11 protein-coding genes, 14 tRNA genes and 2 rRNA genes are annotated in these 15,694 nt (G+C 49.8%); all 27 read left to right on the forward strand.

Annotated features, from left to right (window positions below; translation table 11 throughout):
• Nucleotides 1-10 precede the first annotated feature (10 nt).
• The 27 genes from ACZ444_RS02555 to tsaD all read left to right on the forward strand — a co-directional run bounded on the left by ACZ444_RS02555 (nt 11) and on the right by tsaD (nt 15,606).
• Nucleotides 11-346, forward strand: a complete 336-nt coding sequence (locus ACZ444_RS02555) for an STAS domain-containing protein (protein ID WP_382359715.1) — start codon at nt 11-13, stop codon at nt 344-346.
• On the forward strand, nt 343-819 hold the full coding sequence (gene rsbW / locus ACZ444_RS02560) for an anti-sigma B factor RsbW (protein ID WP_382359718.1): 477 nt from the start codon (nt 343-345) through the stop codon (nt 817-819). Before ACZ444_RS02555 ends, rsbW begins: the two co-directional genes overlap by 4 nt.
• Nucleotides 791-1,585 carry an RNA polymerase sigma factor SigB gene (gene sigB / locus ACZ444_RS02565; RefSeq protein WP_382359721.1) on the forward strand — a complete coding sequence of 265 codons (795 nt, stop codon included), beginning with the start codon at nt 791-793 and terminating at the stop codon, nt 1,583-1,585. The genes rsbW and sigB overlap by 29 nt, the downstream gene beginning before the upstream one ends.
• Complete coding sequence (locus ACZ444_RS02570) at nt 1,582-2,184, forward strand: SpoIIE family protein phosphatase (RefSeq protein WP_382359724.1); 603 nt, start codon at nt 1,582-1,584, stop codon at nt 2,182-2,184. Before sigB ends, ACZ444_RS02570 begins: the two co-directional genes overlap by 4 nt.
• A gap of 191 nt (nt 2,185-2,375) precedes the next feature.
• Entirely contained in the window at nt 2,376-4,541 is a 2,166-nt protein-coding gene (locus ACZ444_RS02575; RefSeq protein ID WP_382359727.1) for a Tex family protein, read from the forward strand.
• A 110-nt stretch (nt 4,542-4,651) separates the two neighbouring features.
• Nucleotides 4,652-5,116: a SprT family protein gene (locus tag ACZ444_RS02580; protein ID WP_382359729.1), complete on the forward strand. Its 465-nt coding sequence runs from the start codon at nt 4,652-4,654 to the stop codon at nt 5,114-5,116.
• Between the two features lie 214 nt (nt 5,117-5,330).
• A tRNA-Asn gene (locus tag ACZ444_RS02585) sits at nt 5,331-5,405 on the forward strand.
• Nucleotides 5,406-5,410: 5 nt separating this feature from the next.
• A tRNA-Ser gene (locus tag ACZ444_RS02590) sits at nt 5,411-5,502 on the forward strand.
• A 6-nt stretch (nt 5,503-5,508) separates the two neighbouring features.
• Nucleotides 5,509-5,580: transfer RNA gene (locus ACZ444_RS02595), tRNA-Glu, on the forward strand.
• A gap of 17 nt (nt 5,581-5,597) precedes the next feature.
• A tRNA-Asp gene (locus ACZ444_RS02600) sits at nt 5,598-5,671 on the forward strand.
• Between the two features lie 7 nt (nt 5,672-5,678).
• Nucleotides 5,679-5,753, forward strand: a tRNA-Gln gene (locus tag ACZ444_RS02605).
• Nucleotides 5,754-5,852: 99 nt separating this feature from the next.
• A tRNA-Lys gene (locus tag ACZ444_RS02610) sits at nt 5,853-5,925 on the forward strand.
• 7 nt (nt 5,926-5,932) lie between these two features.
• Nucleotides 5,933-6,015: transfer RNA gene (locus ACZ444_RS02615), tRNA-Leu, on the forward strand.
• 51 nt (nt 6,016-6,066) lie between these two features.
• Nucleotides 6,067-6,149: transfer RNA gene (locus tag ACZ444_RS02620), tRNA-Leu, on the forward strand.
• A 60-nt stretch (nt 6,150-6,209) separates the two neighbouring features.
• Nucleotides 6,210-6,286, forward strand: a tRNA-Arg gene (locus tag ACZ444_RS02625).
• A gap of 6 nt (nt 6,287-6,292) precedes the next feature.
• A tRNA-Pro gene (locus ACZ444_RS02630) sits at nt 6,293-6,369 on the forward strand.
• A 40-nt stretch (nt 6,370-6,409) separates the two neighbouring features.
• Nucleotides 6,410-6,483 (forward strand) — tRNA-Gly (locus ACZ444_RS02635).
• A 5-nt stretch (nt 6,484-6,488) separates the two neighbouring features.
• Nucleotides 6,489-6,562, forward strand: a tRNA-Ile gene (locus ACZ444_RS02640).
• A 161-nt stretch (nt 6,563-6,723) separates the two neighbouring features.
• Nucleotides 6,724-8,290 (forward strand): 16S ribosomal RNA (locus ACZ444_RS02645).
• A 257-nt stretch (nt 8,291-8,547) separates the two neighbouring features.
• Nucleotides 8,548-11,473 (forward strand): 23S ribosomal RNA (locus ACZ444_RS02650).
• The 16S and 23S rRNA genes sit together here with 14 tRNA genes alongside, the layout of an rRNA operon.
• A gap of 125 nt (nt 11,474-11,598) precedes the next feature.
• A tRNA-Met gene (locus tag ACZ444_RS02655) sits at nt 11,599-11,672 on the forward strand.
• 66 nt (nt 11,673-11,738) lie between these two features.
• Nucleotides 11,739-11,812 (forward strand) — tRNA-Asp (locus ACZ444_RS02660).
• A 193-nt stretch (nt 11,813-12,005) separates the two neighbouring features.
• On the forward strand, nt 12,006-12,974 hold the full coding sequence (gene thiL, locus ACZ444_RS02665) for a thiamine-phosphate kinase (protein ID WP_382357502.1): 969 nt from the start codon (nt 12,006-12,008) through the stop codon (nt 12,972-12,974).
• A gap of 10 nt (nt 12,975-12,984) precedes the next feature.
• Nucleotides 12,985-13,440 (forward strand): tRNA (adenosine(37)-N6)-threonylcarbamoyltransferase complex ATPase subunit type 1 TsaE, encoded by a 456-nt coding sequence (tsaE, locus tag ACZ444_RS02670; RefSeq protein ID WP_382357503.1) that lies wholly within the window; start codon nt 12,985-12,987, stop codon nt 13,438-13,440.
• Between the two features lie 16 nt (nt 13,441-13,456).
• A complete protein-coding gene (gene tsaB / locus ACZ444_RS02675; RefSeq protein WP_382357504.1) occupies nt 13,457-14,158 on the forward strand; it encodes a tRNA (adenosine(37)-N6)-threonylcarbamoyltransferase complex dimerization subunit type 1 TsaB in 702 nt (233 codons plus the stop codon).
• Nucleotides 14,151-14,606, forward strand: coding sequence for a ribosomal protein S18-alanine N-acetyltransferase (gene rimI, locus ACZ444_RS02680; protein WP_382357505.1), 456 nt, complete (start codon nt 14,151-14,153; stop codon nt 14,604-14,606). The genes tsaB and rimI overlap by 8 nt, the downstream gene beginning before the upstream one ends.
• Complete coding sequence (tsaD, locus tag ACZ444_RS02685) at nt 14,596-15,606, forward strand: tRNA (adenosine(37)-N6)-threonylcarbamoyltransferase complex transferase subunit TsaD (RefSeq protein ID WP_382357506.1); 1,011 nt, start codon at nt 14,596-14,598, stop codon at nt 15,604-15,606. Before rimI ends, tsaD begins: the two co-directional genes overlap by 11 nt.
• Nucleotides 15,607-15,694 lie beyond the last annotated feature (88 nt).

Below are 15,694 nucleotides of genomic sequence, written 5' to 3' on the forward strand. Positions count from 1 at the left end.
GAGGAAGCATATGGATTTACAAGTAGACGTAGCTGAAGAAACGGATAAGTCTGTTGTGAACCTGTCCGGTGAAGTGGATGCTTATACAGCACCCAAGTTAAAAGAAGCATTGCTGCCATTGACCAAGACGGAAGATCATTTGGCAGAAGTCAATTTGGAAAATGTTCATTATATGGACAGTACAGGACTGGGTATCTTTGTCAGTGCCCTGAAATCCACAAAAGAACATAACAGCGAACTGCGTCTTATTAATCTGCAGGACCGTGTATTAAGATTGTTCCGGATTACAGGGCTGGATCAGATTATGACGATTGATACGGCCATTCAAGGTGGGAATGAGCGATGAAAGACCATGAATTTATCGAAATGAAAATCCCCGCTAAAGCAGATTATGTTGGGGTTGTCCGTCTCAGTATTTCAGGGATTGCCAGCCGTCTGGGTTTTGCCTATGATGCGATTGAAGATTTAAAAGTTGCTGTTTCCGAAGCCATTACGAATGCCGTTGAGCACGCCTATAACAAGAACGGCGAAGGTGAAGTAACAATTGGTTTTGGCCTCTACCAGGATCGTCTGGAGACTGTTGTAGCGGATCACGGCGACCATTTTGACCTAAATGAACTAAAAGGAGGCGTTGGGCCTTACAAAGGCTCCGAGTCAGTTGAAGAACTGCAGGAAAATGGCTTTGGTCTTTTTCTGATTGATGCATTAATGGATAAATTGGAAATTACAAACGACGACGGAGCTATAGTTCTAATGACGAAATTCCTGAATGAAACTGAGGTGGGTGTTGATGACGACCAGATCCCAACAACCCGATAAGGAACAAGATGACATTTATGAATTAGTCGAAGCCCTGCAAAACGACCCTCAAAATGAATCCCTGCAGGAAAGAGTTGTTTTAACCTACAAGAATCTAGTTGAATCCATCGCCCGGAAGTATTCGAAAAACAGCAGCATTCAAGAAGATCTGACACAGGTGGGCATGATCGGTTTAATCGCTGCTGTCAGGCGGTATGACCCATCGGTGGGGAAAACATTTGAGTCGTTTGCTGTCCCGACAATTATAGGTGAGATTAAACGGTTTATCCGTGATAAGACATGGAGTGTCCATGTGCCGCGCCGGATCAAAGAATTAGGTCCGAAAATCAGAAAATCGATTGATGAATTAACAACTGAGAATCAAAAATCCCCAACTGTTCCGGAGATAGCCGCTTATCTTGAGGTTTCTGAGGAGGAAGTGCTGGAAACCATGGAGATGGGCAAAAGCTATAAAGCTCTTTCCGTTGATCGGAAGGTTGAGGCCGATTCAGAGGGCAGCACCGTTGCACTGCTGGATTTGATCGGAAGTGGTGACAGCGGGTTTGACAACGTTGACCAGCGTATGCTTCTGGAGAACATACTGCCCGTGTTATCAGAAAGGGAGCAGGACGTGCTGCGCTGCACGTACTTTGACCATTTGAGTCAAAAGGAAACCGGTGATCACCTTGGCATTTCACAGATGCATGTCTCGCGTCTGCAGCGCCGTTCATTGCGCAAGCTCCGTGAAGCATTACAAACTGAAGAAAGTACGGAGATGCTCGATTGACTGATCAGACGCCTAAAGTCGAAACAGCTGTTTTCCAGCGGAACAAAAAGAATCAGAACTGCTGCGGGGACAGTTATTTTTACACGGTGACTGACGATGAATATGTCTGCGCGCTGGCAGACGGTCTGGGCAGCGGTGAATATGCCAGGGAGTCCTCTGAAACGGTGATCACAATTATTCAAGAACATTTGCAGGCAACGGTCGAACAGCTGCTGCAAAAGTGCAATAAGCAGCTGGCAGGCAAGCGCGGGGCGGTTGTCGGGATTTTGCGAATCGATTTTCGGACGCAGCAGTATTCGTTTTCTTCAATCGGAAACATTGGGGTCCTTGCGATTCCCGAGGACGGCAAAAAGAAACGCAACATACCTGATCACGGCTATCTGGGAAGTCATCGCCAGTCATTTAAAGTGCTGCATGAGCCTATGACTGCCCGGATGAATTTTATTCTGTTTTCGGATGGCGTAACGGACCGTGACTTGTCGCGGCGCTTTTTGCTGAATCCGGATGTGCATCAGGTTGTGCAGACATTTGCCCATTATACCGATGAACGAACGTGTTTGGATGATACGACACTGATCGCTATAAGATATGACAGTTAAGCCCGGCTGAAATGGCCGGCTTTTTTCATTTCGGCTGTTTTTTGGTAAACTGGTACTATCTCGAAAAATCAGACGTAAAGCGTTGTGCAGCGAGCTCTTTCCTTGCTGGATGCCAGTCAGGCTGTGAACGAACAATTTCCCGCTTGGGACGGGTCATGCTTCGTTGCGTGCGTCATGAAGGAGGAACCGTTATGCAAGAACAACTGGAACAATGGGTAGCCAAGGAAGCTGATGTGAAAATATCTGTCGTGAAACGTGTGATTGCATTAATGGACGAAGGCAATACAGTCCCTTTCGTTGCCCGTTACCGGAAAGAGGCGACAGGCGGACTTGATGAAGTGCAGATAAAGCTGATTCAGGATAAGTGGCAATATGCTATGAATCTGGCTGCGCGTAAAGAAGAAGTTATACGTCTGATTGATGAACAGGGAAAACTGACAGAGGAATTAAAGCAGGCGATTAACCAGGCCACACAGCTGCAGCGGGTTGAAGATTTGTACCGCCCGTACAAGCAAAAGCGCCGTACCAGGGCGACAAAAGCTAAAGAAAAAGGGCTGGATCCTCTCGCAGTACGTGTCTGGGACCAGTCGATTCAAGATGTCACCGGCGAGGCGGAAACGTATCTGTCAGAGGAGCAGGGCTTACATACAATTGACGATGTGCTGCAGGGTGTTAATGATATCCTGGCTGAATGGATTGCTGACGATCCCGCTTACCGCCAGTCCATTCGTCATGATACATTTAAACGCGGCAGTATCCAGTCTGAGGCAAAGGATAAAACCAAAGACGAGAACTACGTTTATGAAATGTATTATGACTTTTCTGAGGCCCTGCGCTCGCTGGTATCACACCGGACGCTGGCACTGAATCGCGGTGAAAAAGAAGGCGTGCTGAAAGTGTCGATCGAGCCGCCGAATGAACATATTCTGGCTTATCTAAAGCGCCATGTAATCACAGGTGAAGCGAATAAGGAAACAAAAAGCATCCTGGAGAGCGCTGTTGCTGACAGCTTTCAGAGGCTGATTAAACCTGCCGTTGAACGGGAAGTCCGCAGTCATTTAACAGAAAAGGCGGATGAGCAAGCGATTGATATTTTCTCGAAAAATGTTAAAAACTTGCTATTGCAGCCGCCCCTTAAAGGAAAAACCGTCTTGGGCGTTGACCCAGCCTACCGGACAGGGTGCAAACTATCCGTCGTCGATGAAACAGGTAAGGTGCATGAAGTAGGCATTATGTTCCCGACCGCGCCGAAACATGATACAGCTGGAGCTGAGAAGACTATGCTGGATCTGATCAACCGGTTCCAGGTTGAATTGATAGCAATTGGCAACGGCACAGCCTCACGGGAAACGGAGCAGTTTATTTCCGACGTTATCGGCAAACACGCTCTGGATGTCTCCTATATTATTGTCAATGAAGCGGGTGCGAGTGTCTACTCGGCGTCTCAACTGGCACGTGAGGAGTTCCCGAATCTGCAGGTAGAGGAACGGAGTGCTGCCTCCATTGCCAGACGGATTCAGGATCCGCTGGCGGAACTTGTTAAAATTGATCCGAAGTCTATTGGTGTCGGACAGTATCAGCATGATGTCAGCCAGAAGGATCTGAATGCATCGCTGACGTTTGTGGTTGGTACGGCCGTTAACCAGGTGGGTGTCAACGTTAATACCGCTTCAACATCGTTATTGCAATACGTATCCGGCTTAAGCAAGACGGTCGCTGATAATATCGTGACGAAACGGTATGAAGACGGCAAGTTCAAAGACCGCAGCCAGCTGAAAAAGATTCCGCGACTTGGAGCAAAGACTTATGAGCAGGGGATTGGGTTTTTACGTGTGTTTGACGGGGATAACCCTCTTGACCGGACGCCAATTCACCCTGAAAGCTATCAGCAGGCTGATCAGCTGCTCGACACAATTGGCTATAAAAAAACCGATATCGGCACCGAAGCATTGCGGGACAGGCTCAAGGCGGTCGACGTTCATGCCATGGCTGATGAACTGGACCTGGGCATTCCCACTTTAAAGGATATCATTAACGCCCTCAGCCGGCCGGAACGTGACCCGCGTGATGATTTGCCGAAACCGTTATTAAAACAAAACGTTTTGACCATGGAAGACTTGCAGCCAGGCATGGAAATGCAGGGAACGGTTCGCAATGTCGTGGACTTTGGCGTTTTTGTGGATATTGGCGTGAAACAAGATGGTCTCGTGCATATTTCGAAAATGTCGCAGCAGTTCGTAAAACACCCAATGGATGTAACCTCCGTCGGTGATGTTGTGACTGTATGGGTAGAGACAATTGATGTGGCAAAAGGGCGCATCGGCTTGTCGATGGTGCAGCCGGAGCCAGCAGTATAGCCGGCAGATCGGAGACTTTTATACCAAACGCACAGGTGTTTAACATGGATAGCCTGTGCGTTTGGCGTCAGTATCGAGTCCCCTGACAATTGGTAAAGGCGGTTTTGCAAGTGAACAGTTTAAATGAAGCGGAGTTGTATAACCTGGTTGATCGTCTTTCCCGCCACTATTTCCATAAACCTTTCTCGCACGACGTGATATTCAATCACCGGCTTAGGACAACGGGCGGGCGGTATATGCCAGCAGCTAAAACAATTGAGCTGAATCCCAAATATGTACTCGAAAGCAGTGAAGAAGAAGTTATGGGGATTCTCAAGCATGAACTTTGTCATTATCATCTTCATATCGAAGGGAAAGGCTATCGTCATGGCGACCGGGATTTTAAAGCTTTGTTAAAACAGACGGGCTCACCGAGACACTGTTCGCCGCTGCCATCGGCTGAGAAGCGTCCAAAATACCGTTATCAGTGTGGACAATGCGGCTATATTTATGAACGAATACGCCGGATTAATCTTACGAAATACAGATGCGGGAAATGCCGGGGACAATTAGTTATGCTTAATGGCGGGGCCTGAAACCAGATATGTTTTAAATTTCATCAGGATTATTGACGAAACCTGTTTTCCATGTTAAGTTATACAAGCCTTAAAAAAGTGTGTTTAAACAACGCACTAAAAAGATCTTGAAATTTTGTTTTGAAAATGCATTGACATTAAAGATTATATATTGTATTATAATTTCCGTCGCATTCGTTAGATCGATTGTTTCGACGAAAAACACATCGCTTATTCCACAGTAGCTCAGCGGTAGAGCCCTCGGCTGTTAACCGAGTAGCCGCAGGTTCGAATCCTGCCTGTGGAGCCATATAAGGAGAAGTACTCAAGTGGCTGAAGAGGCGCCCCTGCTAAGGGTGTAGACCGGTTTTCCCGGTGCGAGGGTTCAAATCCCTCCTTCTCCGCCAGAATATGGCCCGTTAGTCAAGTGGTTAAGACACTGCCCTTTCACGGCAGTAACACGGGTTCGAATCCCGTACGGGTCATCCCTCATTTTTTGGTTGGTCTGGTAGTTCAGCTGGTTAGAACGCCTGCCTGTCACGCAGGAGGTCGCGGGTTCGAGTCCCGTCCGGACCGCTATCGTTGGGCTATAGCCAAGCGGTAAGGCATCGGGTTTTGATCCCGTGATTCGCTGGTTCGAATCCAGCTAGCCCAGCCATTTTAAAAGAGGCTTTCTTTACTTCGCCGTTTTCCTTTACAACGCGACGATTTCAAATCAACTGTTTGAAAAAGTTTATGAATACTGCAGTCTATCTATGAGCCATTAGCTCAGTTGGAAGAGCATCTGACTTTTAATCAGAGGGTCGCAGGTTCGATCCCTGCATGGCTCACCTTTTTGCGGATGTGGCGGAATTGGCAGACGCGCTAGACCCAGGATCTAGTGTCTTTACGACGTGAGGGTTCGAGTCCCTCCATCCGCATTTCACAGTTTTTCTGTAGCTGTTGTATTATGAGGATTATCTTATCCATATGCGGCTGTGGCGGAATGGCAGACGCGCTAGGTTGAGGGCCTAGTGGGATTTATCCCGTGGAGGTTCAAGTCCTCTCGGCCGCATTAACATCAACTATTGACGATTTCTTGGTGTTATGATATGATAAAGAATGTCGCTTTAACGCGCCCGTAGCGCAATTGGACAGAGCGTCTGACTACGAATCAGAAGGTTAGAGGTTCGAATCCTCTCGGGCGCACCATATTTACGGGAAGTAGCTCAGCTTGGTAGAGCACGTGGTTTGGGACCATGTGGCCGCAGGTTCAAATCCTGTCTTCCCGACCAGCGAGTTTGCAATGAAATAATTTAAAATATAAGCAGTTATGCGGGTGTAGTTTAGTGGTAAAACCTCAGCCTTCCAAGCTGATGTCGTGGGTTCGATTCCCATCACCCGCTCCATTAAGGGGCCTGTAGCTCAGTTGGTCAGAGCGCACGCCTGATAAGCGTGAGGTCGGTGGTTCGAGTCCACCCAGGCCCATTTTGCTCCTTGAAAACTGAACAAAACAACCAGCCTGAAACAGATGTCAGGTAAGAGGCTCCCGGTCATATGTCTTCATATGATTGGATGAAGCTTTTTGAGACATTATGAACGCTGAGATAAAACGATTGATCGGTGTCAGTCGTTTGCATCTCTCTTATTTATTGGAGAGTTTGATCTTGGCTCAGGACGAACGCTGGCGGCGTGCCTAATACATGCAAGTCGAGCGCGGGAAGCAAGCAGATCCCCTTCGGGGGTGATGCCTGTGGAACGAGCGGCGGACGGGTGAGTATCACGTGGGCAACCTGCCTGTAAGACCGGGATAACTCGTGGAAACGCGAGCTAAAAACGGATAACACCTCTCACCGCATGGTGAGGGATTGAAAGGCGGCCTCAGGCTGCCACTTACAGATGGGCCCGCGGCGCATTAGTTAGTTGGTGGGATCAAAGCCTACCAAGGCCACGATGCGTAGCCGACCTGAGAGGGTGATCGGCCACACTGGAACTGAGACACGGTCCAGACTCCTACGGGAGGCAGCAGTAGGGAATCATCCGCAATGGACGAAAGTCTGACGGTGCAACGCCGCGTGAGTGAAGAAGGTCCTTGGATCGTAAAACTCTGTTGTCAGGGAAGAACAGATACTGTTCAAACAGGGCAGTATTTTGACGGTACCTGACCAGAAAGCCCCGGCTAACTACGTGCCAGCAGCCGCGGTAATACGTAGGGGGCAAGCGTTGTCCGGAATTATTGGGCGTAAAGGGCGCGCAGGCGGTCTTTTAAGTCTGATGTGAAAGCCCGCGGCTTAACCGCGGCAGGTCATTGGAAACTGGAGGACTTGAGTACAGAAGAGGAGAGTGGAATTCCACGTGTAGCGGTGAAATGCGTAGAGATGTGGAGGAACACCAGTGGCGAAGGCGACTCTCTGGGCTGTAACTGACGCTGAGGCGCGAAAGCGTGGATAGCGAACAGGATTAGATACCCTGGTAGTCCACGCCGTAAACGTTGAGTGCTAGGTGTTAGGGGGTTTCCGCCCCTTAGTGCTGAAGTTAACGCATTAAGCACTCCGCCTGGGGATTACGGCCGCAAGGCTGAAACTCAAAAGAATTGACGGGGGCCCGCACAAGCGGTGGAGCATGTGGTTTAATTCGAAGCAACGCGGAGAACCTTACCAGGTCTTGACATCCTCTGATGGCGGTAGAGATACCGTGTTCCCTTCGGGGACAGAGTGACAGGTGGTGCATGGTTGTCGTCAGCTCGTGTCGTGAGATGTTGGGTTAAGTCCCGTAACGAGCGCAACCCTTAAGCTTAGTTGCCAGCATTAAGTTGGGCACTCTAAGGTGACTGCCGGTGACAAACCGGAGGAAGGCGGGGATGACGTCAAATCATCATGCCCCTTATGACCTGGGCTACACACGTGCTACAATGGATGGTACAAAGGGACGCGAAGCCGTGAGGTGAAGCAAATCCCATAAAGCCATTCCCAGTTCGGATTGCAGGCTGCAACTCGCCTGTATGAAGCCGGAATCGCTAGTAATCGCGGATCAGAATGCCGCGGTGAATACGTTCCCGGGCCTTGTACACACCGCCCGTCACACCACGAGAGTTGGCAACACCCGAAGTCGGTGAGGCAACCTTTTTGGAGCCAGCCGCCGAAGGTGGGGCCAACGATTGGGGTGAAGTCGTAACAAGGTAGCCGTATCGGAAGGTGCGGCTGGATCACCTCCTTTCTAAGGAAGAATTATACGGAAGCCGGTGCTTGTCGCTTAGCGCGGCAGTATCGGCCGGACCGATATCTGTTTTCAGCTACTCTGGTTGTTTGGTTCAGTTTTGAGGGAGCAAACCCTCATCTGTCTAAGTTATCACATACTGTGATGCTTGCAGATAGAAGCCTTGTGCAGAGATGCACATTTGCACCTTGAAAACTAAATAAGAGCAAACCATTCAAGACGACATCCAGACGTTCGTTTAAACGAATGTTTTATTAAGTTAAGTGATCAAGGGCGCACGGTGAATGCCTTGGCACCAGGAGCCGAAGAAGGACGGGACTAACACCGATATGCCTCGGGGAGTCGTAAGCAGACTGTGATCCGGGGATTTCCGAATGGGGCAACCCACTGTCCGTAATGGGACAGTGCCTGTGTCTGAATTCATAGGGCGCAGGTGGCATACCCGGGGAACTGAAACATCTCAGTACCCGGAGGAAAAGAAAGCAAACGCGATTTCCTGAGTAGCGGCGAGCGAAACGGAAGCAGCCCAAACCGGAAAGCTTGCTTTCCGGGGTTGTAAGGACACGCCATCGGAGTTATCAAGAAATGGCTTAGGCGAATTGATTTGGAATGATCAGCCAAAGAGGGTAAGAGCCCTGTAGCCGAAAAGCGATTTCCTCCGGCGTGGATCCTGAGTACGGCGGAACACGTGACATTCCGTCGGAATACGGGAGGACCATCTCCCAAGGCTAAATACAACCTGGTGACCGATAGTGAACCAGTACCGTGAGGGAAAGGTGAAAAGCACCCCGGAAGGGGAGTGAAAGAGAACCTGAAACCGTGTGCCTACAAGTAGTCGGAGCCCGTTAATGGGTGACGGCGTACCTTTTGCAGAATGGACCGGCGAGTTGCGATCGTATGCAAGGTTAAGTGGAAGACACGGAGCCTGAGCGAAAGCGAGTCTGAACAGGGCGATTTGAGTATACGGTCGCAGACCCGAAACCGTGTGATCTACCCATGCCCAGGGTGAAGGTCAGGTAACACTGACTGGAGGCCCGAACCCACGTATGCTGAAAAATGCGGGGATGAGGCGTGGGTAGGGGTGAAATGCCAATCGAACACGGATATAGCTGGTTCTCTCCGAAATAGCTTTCGGGCTAGCCTCAAGGAGCGTGTACCGGAGGTAGAGCACTGATTGAACGAGGGGCCCTCACCGGGTTACCGAATTCAGTCAAACTCCGAATGCCGGCTACATAGCCTTGGGAGTCAGACTGTGGGTGATAAGGTTCATGGTCGAGAGGGAAACAGCCCAGACCGCCAGCTAAGGTCCCTAAGTATACGTTAAGTGGAAAAGGATGTGGCGTTGCTCAGACAACCAGTATGTTGGCTTAGAAGCAGCCACCATTTAAAGAGTGCGTAATAGCTCACTGGTCGAGTGACTCTGCGCCGAAAATGTACCGGGGCTAAACGTATCACCGAAGCTGCGGATTGTTCTTCGGAACAATGGTAGGAGAGCGTTCCAAATGCTGTGAAGTCAGACCGTGAGGACTGGTGGAGCGTTTGGAAGTGAGAATGCCGGTATGAGTAACGAAAAAAGAGTGAGAATCTCTTTCACCGAATGCCTAAGGTTTCCTGAGGAAGGCTCGTCCGCTCAGGGTTAGTCGGGACCTAAGCCGAGGCCGAAAGGCGTAGGCGATGGGTAACAGGCCGACATTCCTGTACCACCTCGTGAGCATTTGAATGATGGGGAAACGCAGAAGGATAAGGAATGCGCACTGTCGGAAATGTGCGTCCAAGCAGTGAGGAAATTGGTCAGGCAAATCCGGCCAATGGTTCCAGGCTGTGACGGGGAGGGAAATTGAGTACCGAAGTTCCTGACTTCACACTGCCAAGAAAAACCTCTAGTGAGTTCACAGGTGCCCGTACCGCAAACCGACACAGGTAGGCAGGGAGAGTATCCTAAGGTGAGCGGGAGAACTCTCGTTAAGGAACTCGGCAAAATGACCCCGTAACTTTGGGAGAAGGGGTGCTCAGGGCCGAGTCCTGAGCCGCAGTGAAGAAGCCCAAGCGACTGTTTACCAAAAACACAGGTCTCTGCGAAGCCGCAAGGCGACGTATAGGGGCTGACATCTGCCCGGTGCTGGAAGGTTAAGGGGAAGCGTTAGCGCCTCTGGCGCGAAGCGGCGAACCGAAGCCCCAGTGAACGGCGGCCGTAACTATAACGGTCCTAAGGTAGCGAAATTCCTTGTCGGGTAAGTTCCGACCCGCACGAAAGGTGCAACGACTTGGGCACTGTCTCAACGAGAGACCCGGTGAAATTATACGATGCGTGAAAATGCGCATTACCCGCGACAGGACGAAAAGACCCCGTGGAGCTTTACTGCACCTTGACATTGAATGTTGGTACAGCTTGTACAGGATAGGTGGGAGCCGTGGAAACGTGAGCGCGAGCTTACGTGGAGACACCCGTGGGATACCACCCTGGCTGTACGAACATTCTAACCCTGGACCGTGATCCGGTCCGGAGACAGTGTCAGGCAGGCAGTTTGACTGGGGCGGTCGCCTCCTAAAAGGTAACGGAGGCGCCCAAAGGTTCCCTCAGAATGGCTGGAAATCATTCGTAAGCGTGCAAAGGCACAAGGGAGCTTGACTGCGAGACCTACATGTCGAGCAGGGACGAAAGTCGGGCTTAGTGATCCGGTGGTTCCGCATGGAAGGGCCATCGCTCAACGGATAAAAGCTACCCCGGGGATAACAGGCTTATCTCCCCCAAGAGTTCACATCGACGGGGAGGTTTGGCACCTCGATGTCGGCTCATCGCATCCTGGGGCTGTAGTCGGTCCCAAGGGTTGGGCTGTTCGCCCATTAAAGCGGTACGCGAGCTGGGTTCAGAACGTCGTGAGACAGTTCGGTCTCTATCCGTCGCGGGCGCTGGAAGTCTGAGAGGAGCTGTCCTTAGTACGAGAGGACCGGGATGGACACACCGCTGGTGCACCAGTTGTTCCGCCAGGAGCACGGCTGGGTAGCTACGTGTGGTCAGGATAAGTGCTGAAAGCATCTAAGCATGAAGCCCCCCTCAAGATGAAACTTCCCATCACGTTCAGTGAGTAAGATCCCTTAAAGACGATGAGGTTGATAGGTCCGGGGTGGAAGCGTGGCGACACGTGAAGCTGACGGATACTAATCGATCGAGGACTTAACTAACAGGATGCAGCTTGATGGTTCTCTTATTTAGTTTTCAGGGTGCAAAGGTTAAAAAACCTCTTGCATTTTGAGTTAAAAATGTTTATAATAGTTTTTGTGTCTTAGTTATGCAACTTCTTTTATATCGCGGGGTGGAGCAGTCTGGAAGCTCGTCGGGCTCATAACCCGAAGGTCGCAAGTTCAAATCTTGCCCCCGCAATCAATCATATTTTGATTGATGCTGTTTAAAATTGATTTTTTCTAAAGATAGTGTCAATCTCCCTTTGGTCTGGTAGTTCAGCTGGTTAGAACGCCTGCCTGTCACGCAGGAGGTCGCGGGTTCGAGTCCCGTCCGGACCGCTTTACTAAATTAATAGTGTTGGCTTAAATGCTGGACACTCGTAAGTGAGAGACCGTTTCCTTCTATCGGGAAGCGGTCTATTCTATTTATAGAAGGCTTATCATAACGTGATCTCGAATTGCTCTATATATTTCTGTTTTGCTGTAATATTTGCTATGATAGGTATAGTTATGATGAAAATGGTGATGGTGCATGGATGAATTTTCGTTAATTGATTTAATCAAACAAAAAACTTACCGACAGTCCTCGATTATACGTGGGATTGGTGATGATGCAGCCGTTTTTCGTCAGCCTGCCCAGGATATTGTGACAGCTGTTGATACATTTGTGGAAGATATCCATTTTACCAGATCAACGATGCGCCCGTTCCATATTGGTTATCGTTCACTTGCTGCGAATATAAGTGATTTGAGTGCCATGGGGGCCAGACCCGCGTTTTATCTCGTTTCCATTGTTGTCCCGTCAACGTGGAGCGAGTCGGACTTGAGTGCATTATATAACGGGATGGCTGAAGTGGGATCGGCTTATCAAATGGATGTCATTGGTGGGGATACGACAGCTGGATCGGAGCTGACAGTGTCCGTCACCGTCTTTGGTTATGCCAGCAGAGAGAAGGTCAGATACCGCCATACTGCAAAACCGGGAGATGCGGTATTCGTGACAGGCCATTTGGGTGATTCGGCTGCAGGTTTGCATATGCTGACCCATCCGGGTGACTACCGGGATCAAACGTACTTCATTCACAGACACCGGATGCCTGCTGTAAGAGCCAATTTTTCATGCGAACTGGAAGGCTTGCGAAGAGTAACGCTGAACGATATAAGCGATGGTATCGCGAGTGAAGCCAACGAGATTGCTGAAGCCTCTGGCGTAACGATGACCCTTTATGATGAGGCTATTCCTGTCAGTGCAGGTTTCGAGCAATTCTCAGAGGCCCAGCAGCAGTGGAAACTGTATGGCGGTGAAGATTTTGAATTGCTGGGCACCCTGCCACAAGATGATTGGGGCGCACTGCAAGAGGCCGCTTATAAAACTGGGACGCCGGTTACCATGATTGGTTATGTTGAAAGCAGTGGAAGACAGGCGTCCAGCGTTTTTCTGGAGAATCAGGAGCAATCGCGTACACGTTTAAATAAACAAGGGTATACCCATCTGAAATAGGTGAAACATGATGACTGAATACAGCATTCGAACGCGGTCTGAAGATGAGACAGCTCAATTTGCCCAGCAGCTGGCGGAATTGCTTAAACCGGGGGATGTGCTCACCTTAGAAGGTGACCTCGGTGCTGGCAAGACTGCCTTTGCCAAGGGGCTGGCCAGCGGGCTGGGCGTGACGCGCATCGTCAATAGTCCCACCTTTACGATTATCAAAGAATATTCTGGTGAACTGCCTCTGTACCATATGGACGTTTACCGGCTGGAAGATTCTGATGAAGATATAGGTTTTGAGGAATATTTTCATGGAGACGGGATTTGTGTCGTGGAATGGGCTCATTTTATCCAGGATTATCTCCCGTCTGAATACTTAACAGTCAGCATCGACTATGTTGATGATTACACCCGCTTGCTAAAACTGTTCCCGCGGGGTGCACATTTTGAATCGGTTGCTGCCGATGTGATCGGTTGATGAAGGAGTCTCTGACATGAATATCTTAGCAATGGATACATCCAACCAGCTATTAGGCATTGCGTTATTGCGTGACGGTCAATTAATTGGTGAGGTCACGACCAATCTTAGAAAAAATCATTCAGTGCGGCTGATGCCGGCGATCAATCAGCTGCTGCAAGAGGTTAATATGACGCCGCAGGATCTCGATAAAATCATTGTCGCTAAGGGCCCTGGTTCGTACACAGGCGTACGGATCGGTCTGACAACGGCTAAATCGATGGCTTGGGCATTGGGAATCCCGGTTACAGGCGTGTCCAGTCTGGAAGCACTTGCCTGGCAGGGACGCTTTTTTAACGCTTCAATCTGTCCATTTTTTGATGCCCGGCGCGGTCTTGTTTATACCGGTCTGTATCAGTCGCAAACGAACGGTCTGGCACTGGCGGCTGCTGAGCAAAATGTACTGATGGAAGACTGGCTCCAGCGTCTGGCTGCTACCAGACGGACGATTTTGTTTTTAAGTCCGGATATGGACAAGCATCAGGAGCTGATCCAGACGTATCTGGGTGATCAAGCGGTTATTCCGGACGGGCCATTTCATATGGCCAACCCGTCCCACTTAGCCTTGGCTGGTTCGTATAAGGAGCCGGACAACCTGCATATGCTGACGCCGAATTATTTGCGGCTGGCTGAGGCTGAGGCAAAATGGCTGGAAAAGGAACAAGCGACATATGACTGATTTAACTATTCGCAAGATGCAGCACGCAGATATTAATGGCGTTATGGAAGTCGAAGCACAAGCGTTTGTGGCACCGTGGCCCCGGGATATTTTCGAACACGAACTCACGCATAATGCCTATGCCTATTATTATGTGATGTTCGCCGGTGAGCAGCTAATCGGCTATGCGGGGATGTGGCAGGTGATTGATGATGCGCAGATTACCAATATCACGGTGATTCCAGCATTCCGTGGTCAGAAACTCGGCGAGACATTGTTTTCGTATGTGATGCACGATGCGTACAGAATGGGGGCAAAACGCCTGTCGCTGGAGGTGCGTGTATCCAATATTGTCGCGCAGAAAATGTACCGGAAATTCGGGCTTGTCCCAGGCGGCATCCGGAAAAATTACTACACCGATAATCAGGAAGATGCGATGGTGATGTGGGTGAATTTATATGACGAATGATACGTATATATTAGGTATTGAAACAAGTTGTGATGAAACGGCAGCAGCGATTGTGAAAAATGGCCGGGAGATTGTATCTAACGCCGTTGCCTCGCAAATTGACAGCCATAAGCGATTCGGCGGCGTTGTTCCGGAAATTGCCTCCCGTCATCATGTGGAGCAAATCACGCTTGTTCTGGAAGAGGCCTTTAACGAAGCAGGTATGACCTGGGAACAGATTGATGCGATTGCTGTAACGGAAGGACCGGGCCTTGTCGGGGCCTTGCTGGTCGGCGTCAATGCAGCGAAGGCGTTAGCTTTTGCCAAGCAGAAGCCTTTAATCGGTGTTCATCATATTGCGGGTCACATTTATGCCAATCGGTTTGAGCAGGAATTTGCCTTTCCATTGCTTGCGCTGATTGTCTCCGGCGGTCATACGGAACTCGTCCTGATGCATGAGCACGGTTCGTATGAATTAATCGGCGAGACGCGTGATGATGCTGCCGGCGAGGCCTATGATAAAGTGGCTCGAATGCTTAATTTGCCTTATCCCGGCGGGCCGCAGATTGACCGGCTTGCGGCTGAAGGGTGCGTATCAATCGATTTTCCCCGCGCATGGCTGAAGGATGGCAGCCTTGATTTTAGTTTCAGTGGTGTGAAGTCATCTGTGATCAATACGATCCATAATGCCACGCAGCGCGGCGAGACTTTAAAGCATGCTGATATTGCGGCCAGTTTTCAAGCAAGCGTTGTGGATGTGCTGACCACCAAGACGTGGAAAGCGGCCCAAGCGTATAACGTGAAACAAGTGCTGGTTGCCGGTGGCGTGTCGGCCAATCAGGGATTGCGCCAGTCCCTGCAGAATCAATTTTCTAATTCTGGGATTCCTTTGCTGATCCCGCCTTTGAAGCTTTGCACGGACAATGCAGCGATGATTGCTGCGGCCGGATTTGTTAATTATCAGCAGGGCAAGCGTTCCGGCTGGGATATGAACGCGAACCCCGCTTTGATGTTAAACTAATATCCACAGGGTTATCCACTGGCCTGTGGATCTTTTTTATAATCACGTCTATGCTGGTTTTGAGTTTGTGGATGTTTATATGTGCATA

It is taken from the genome of Lentibacillus kimchii (assembly GCF_055381965.1).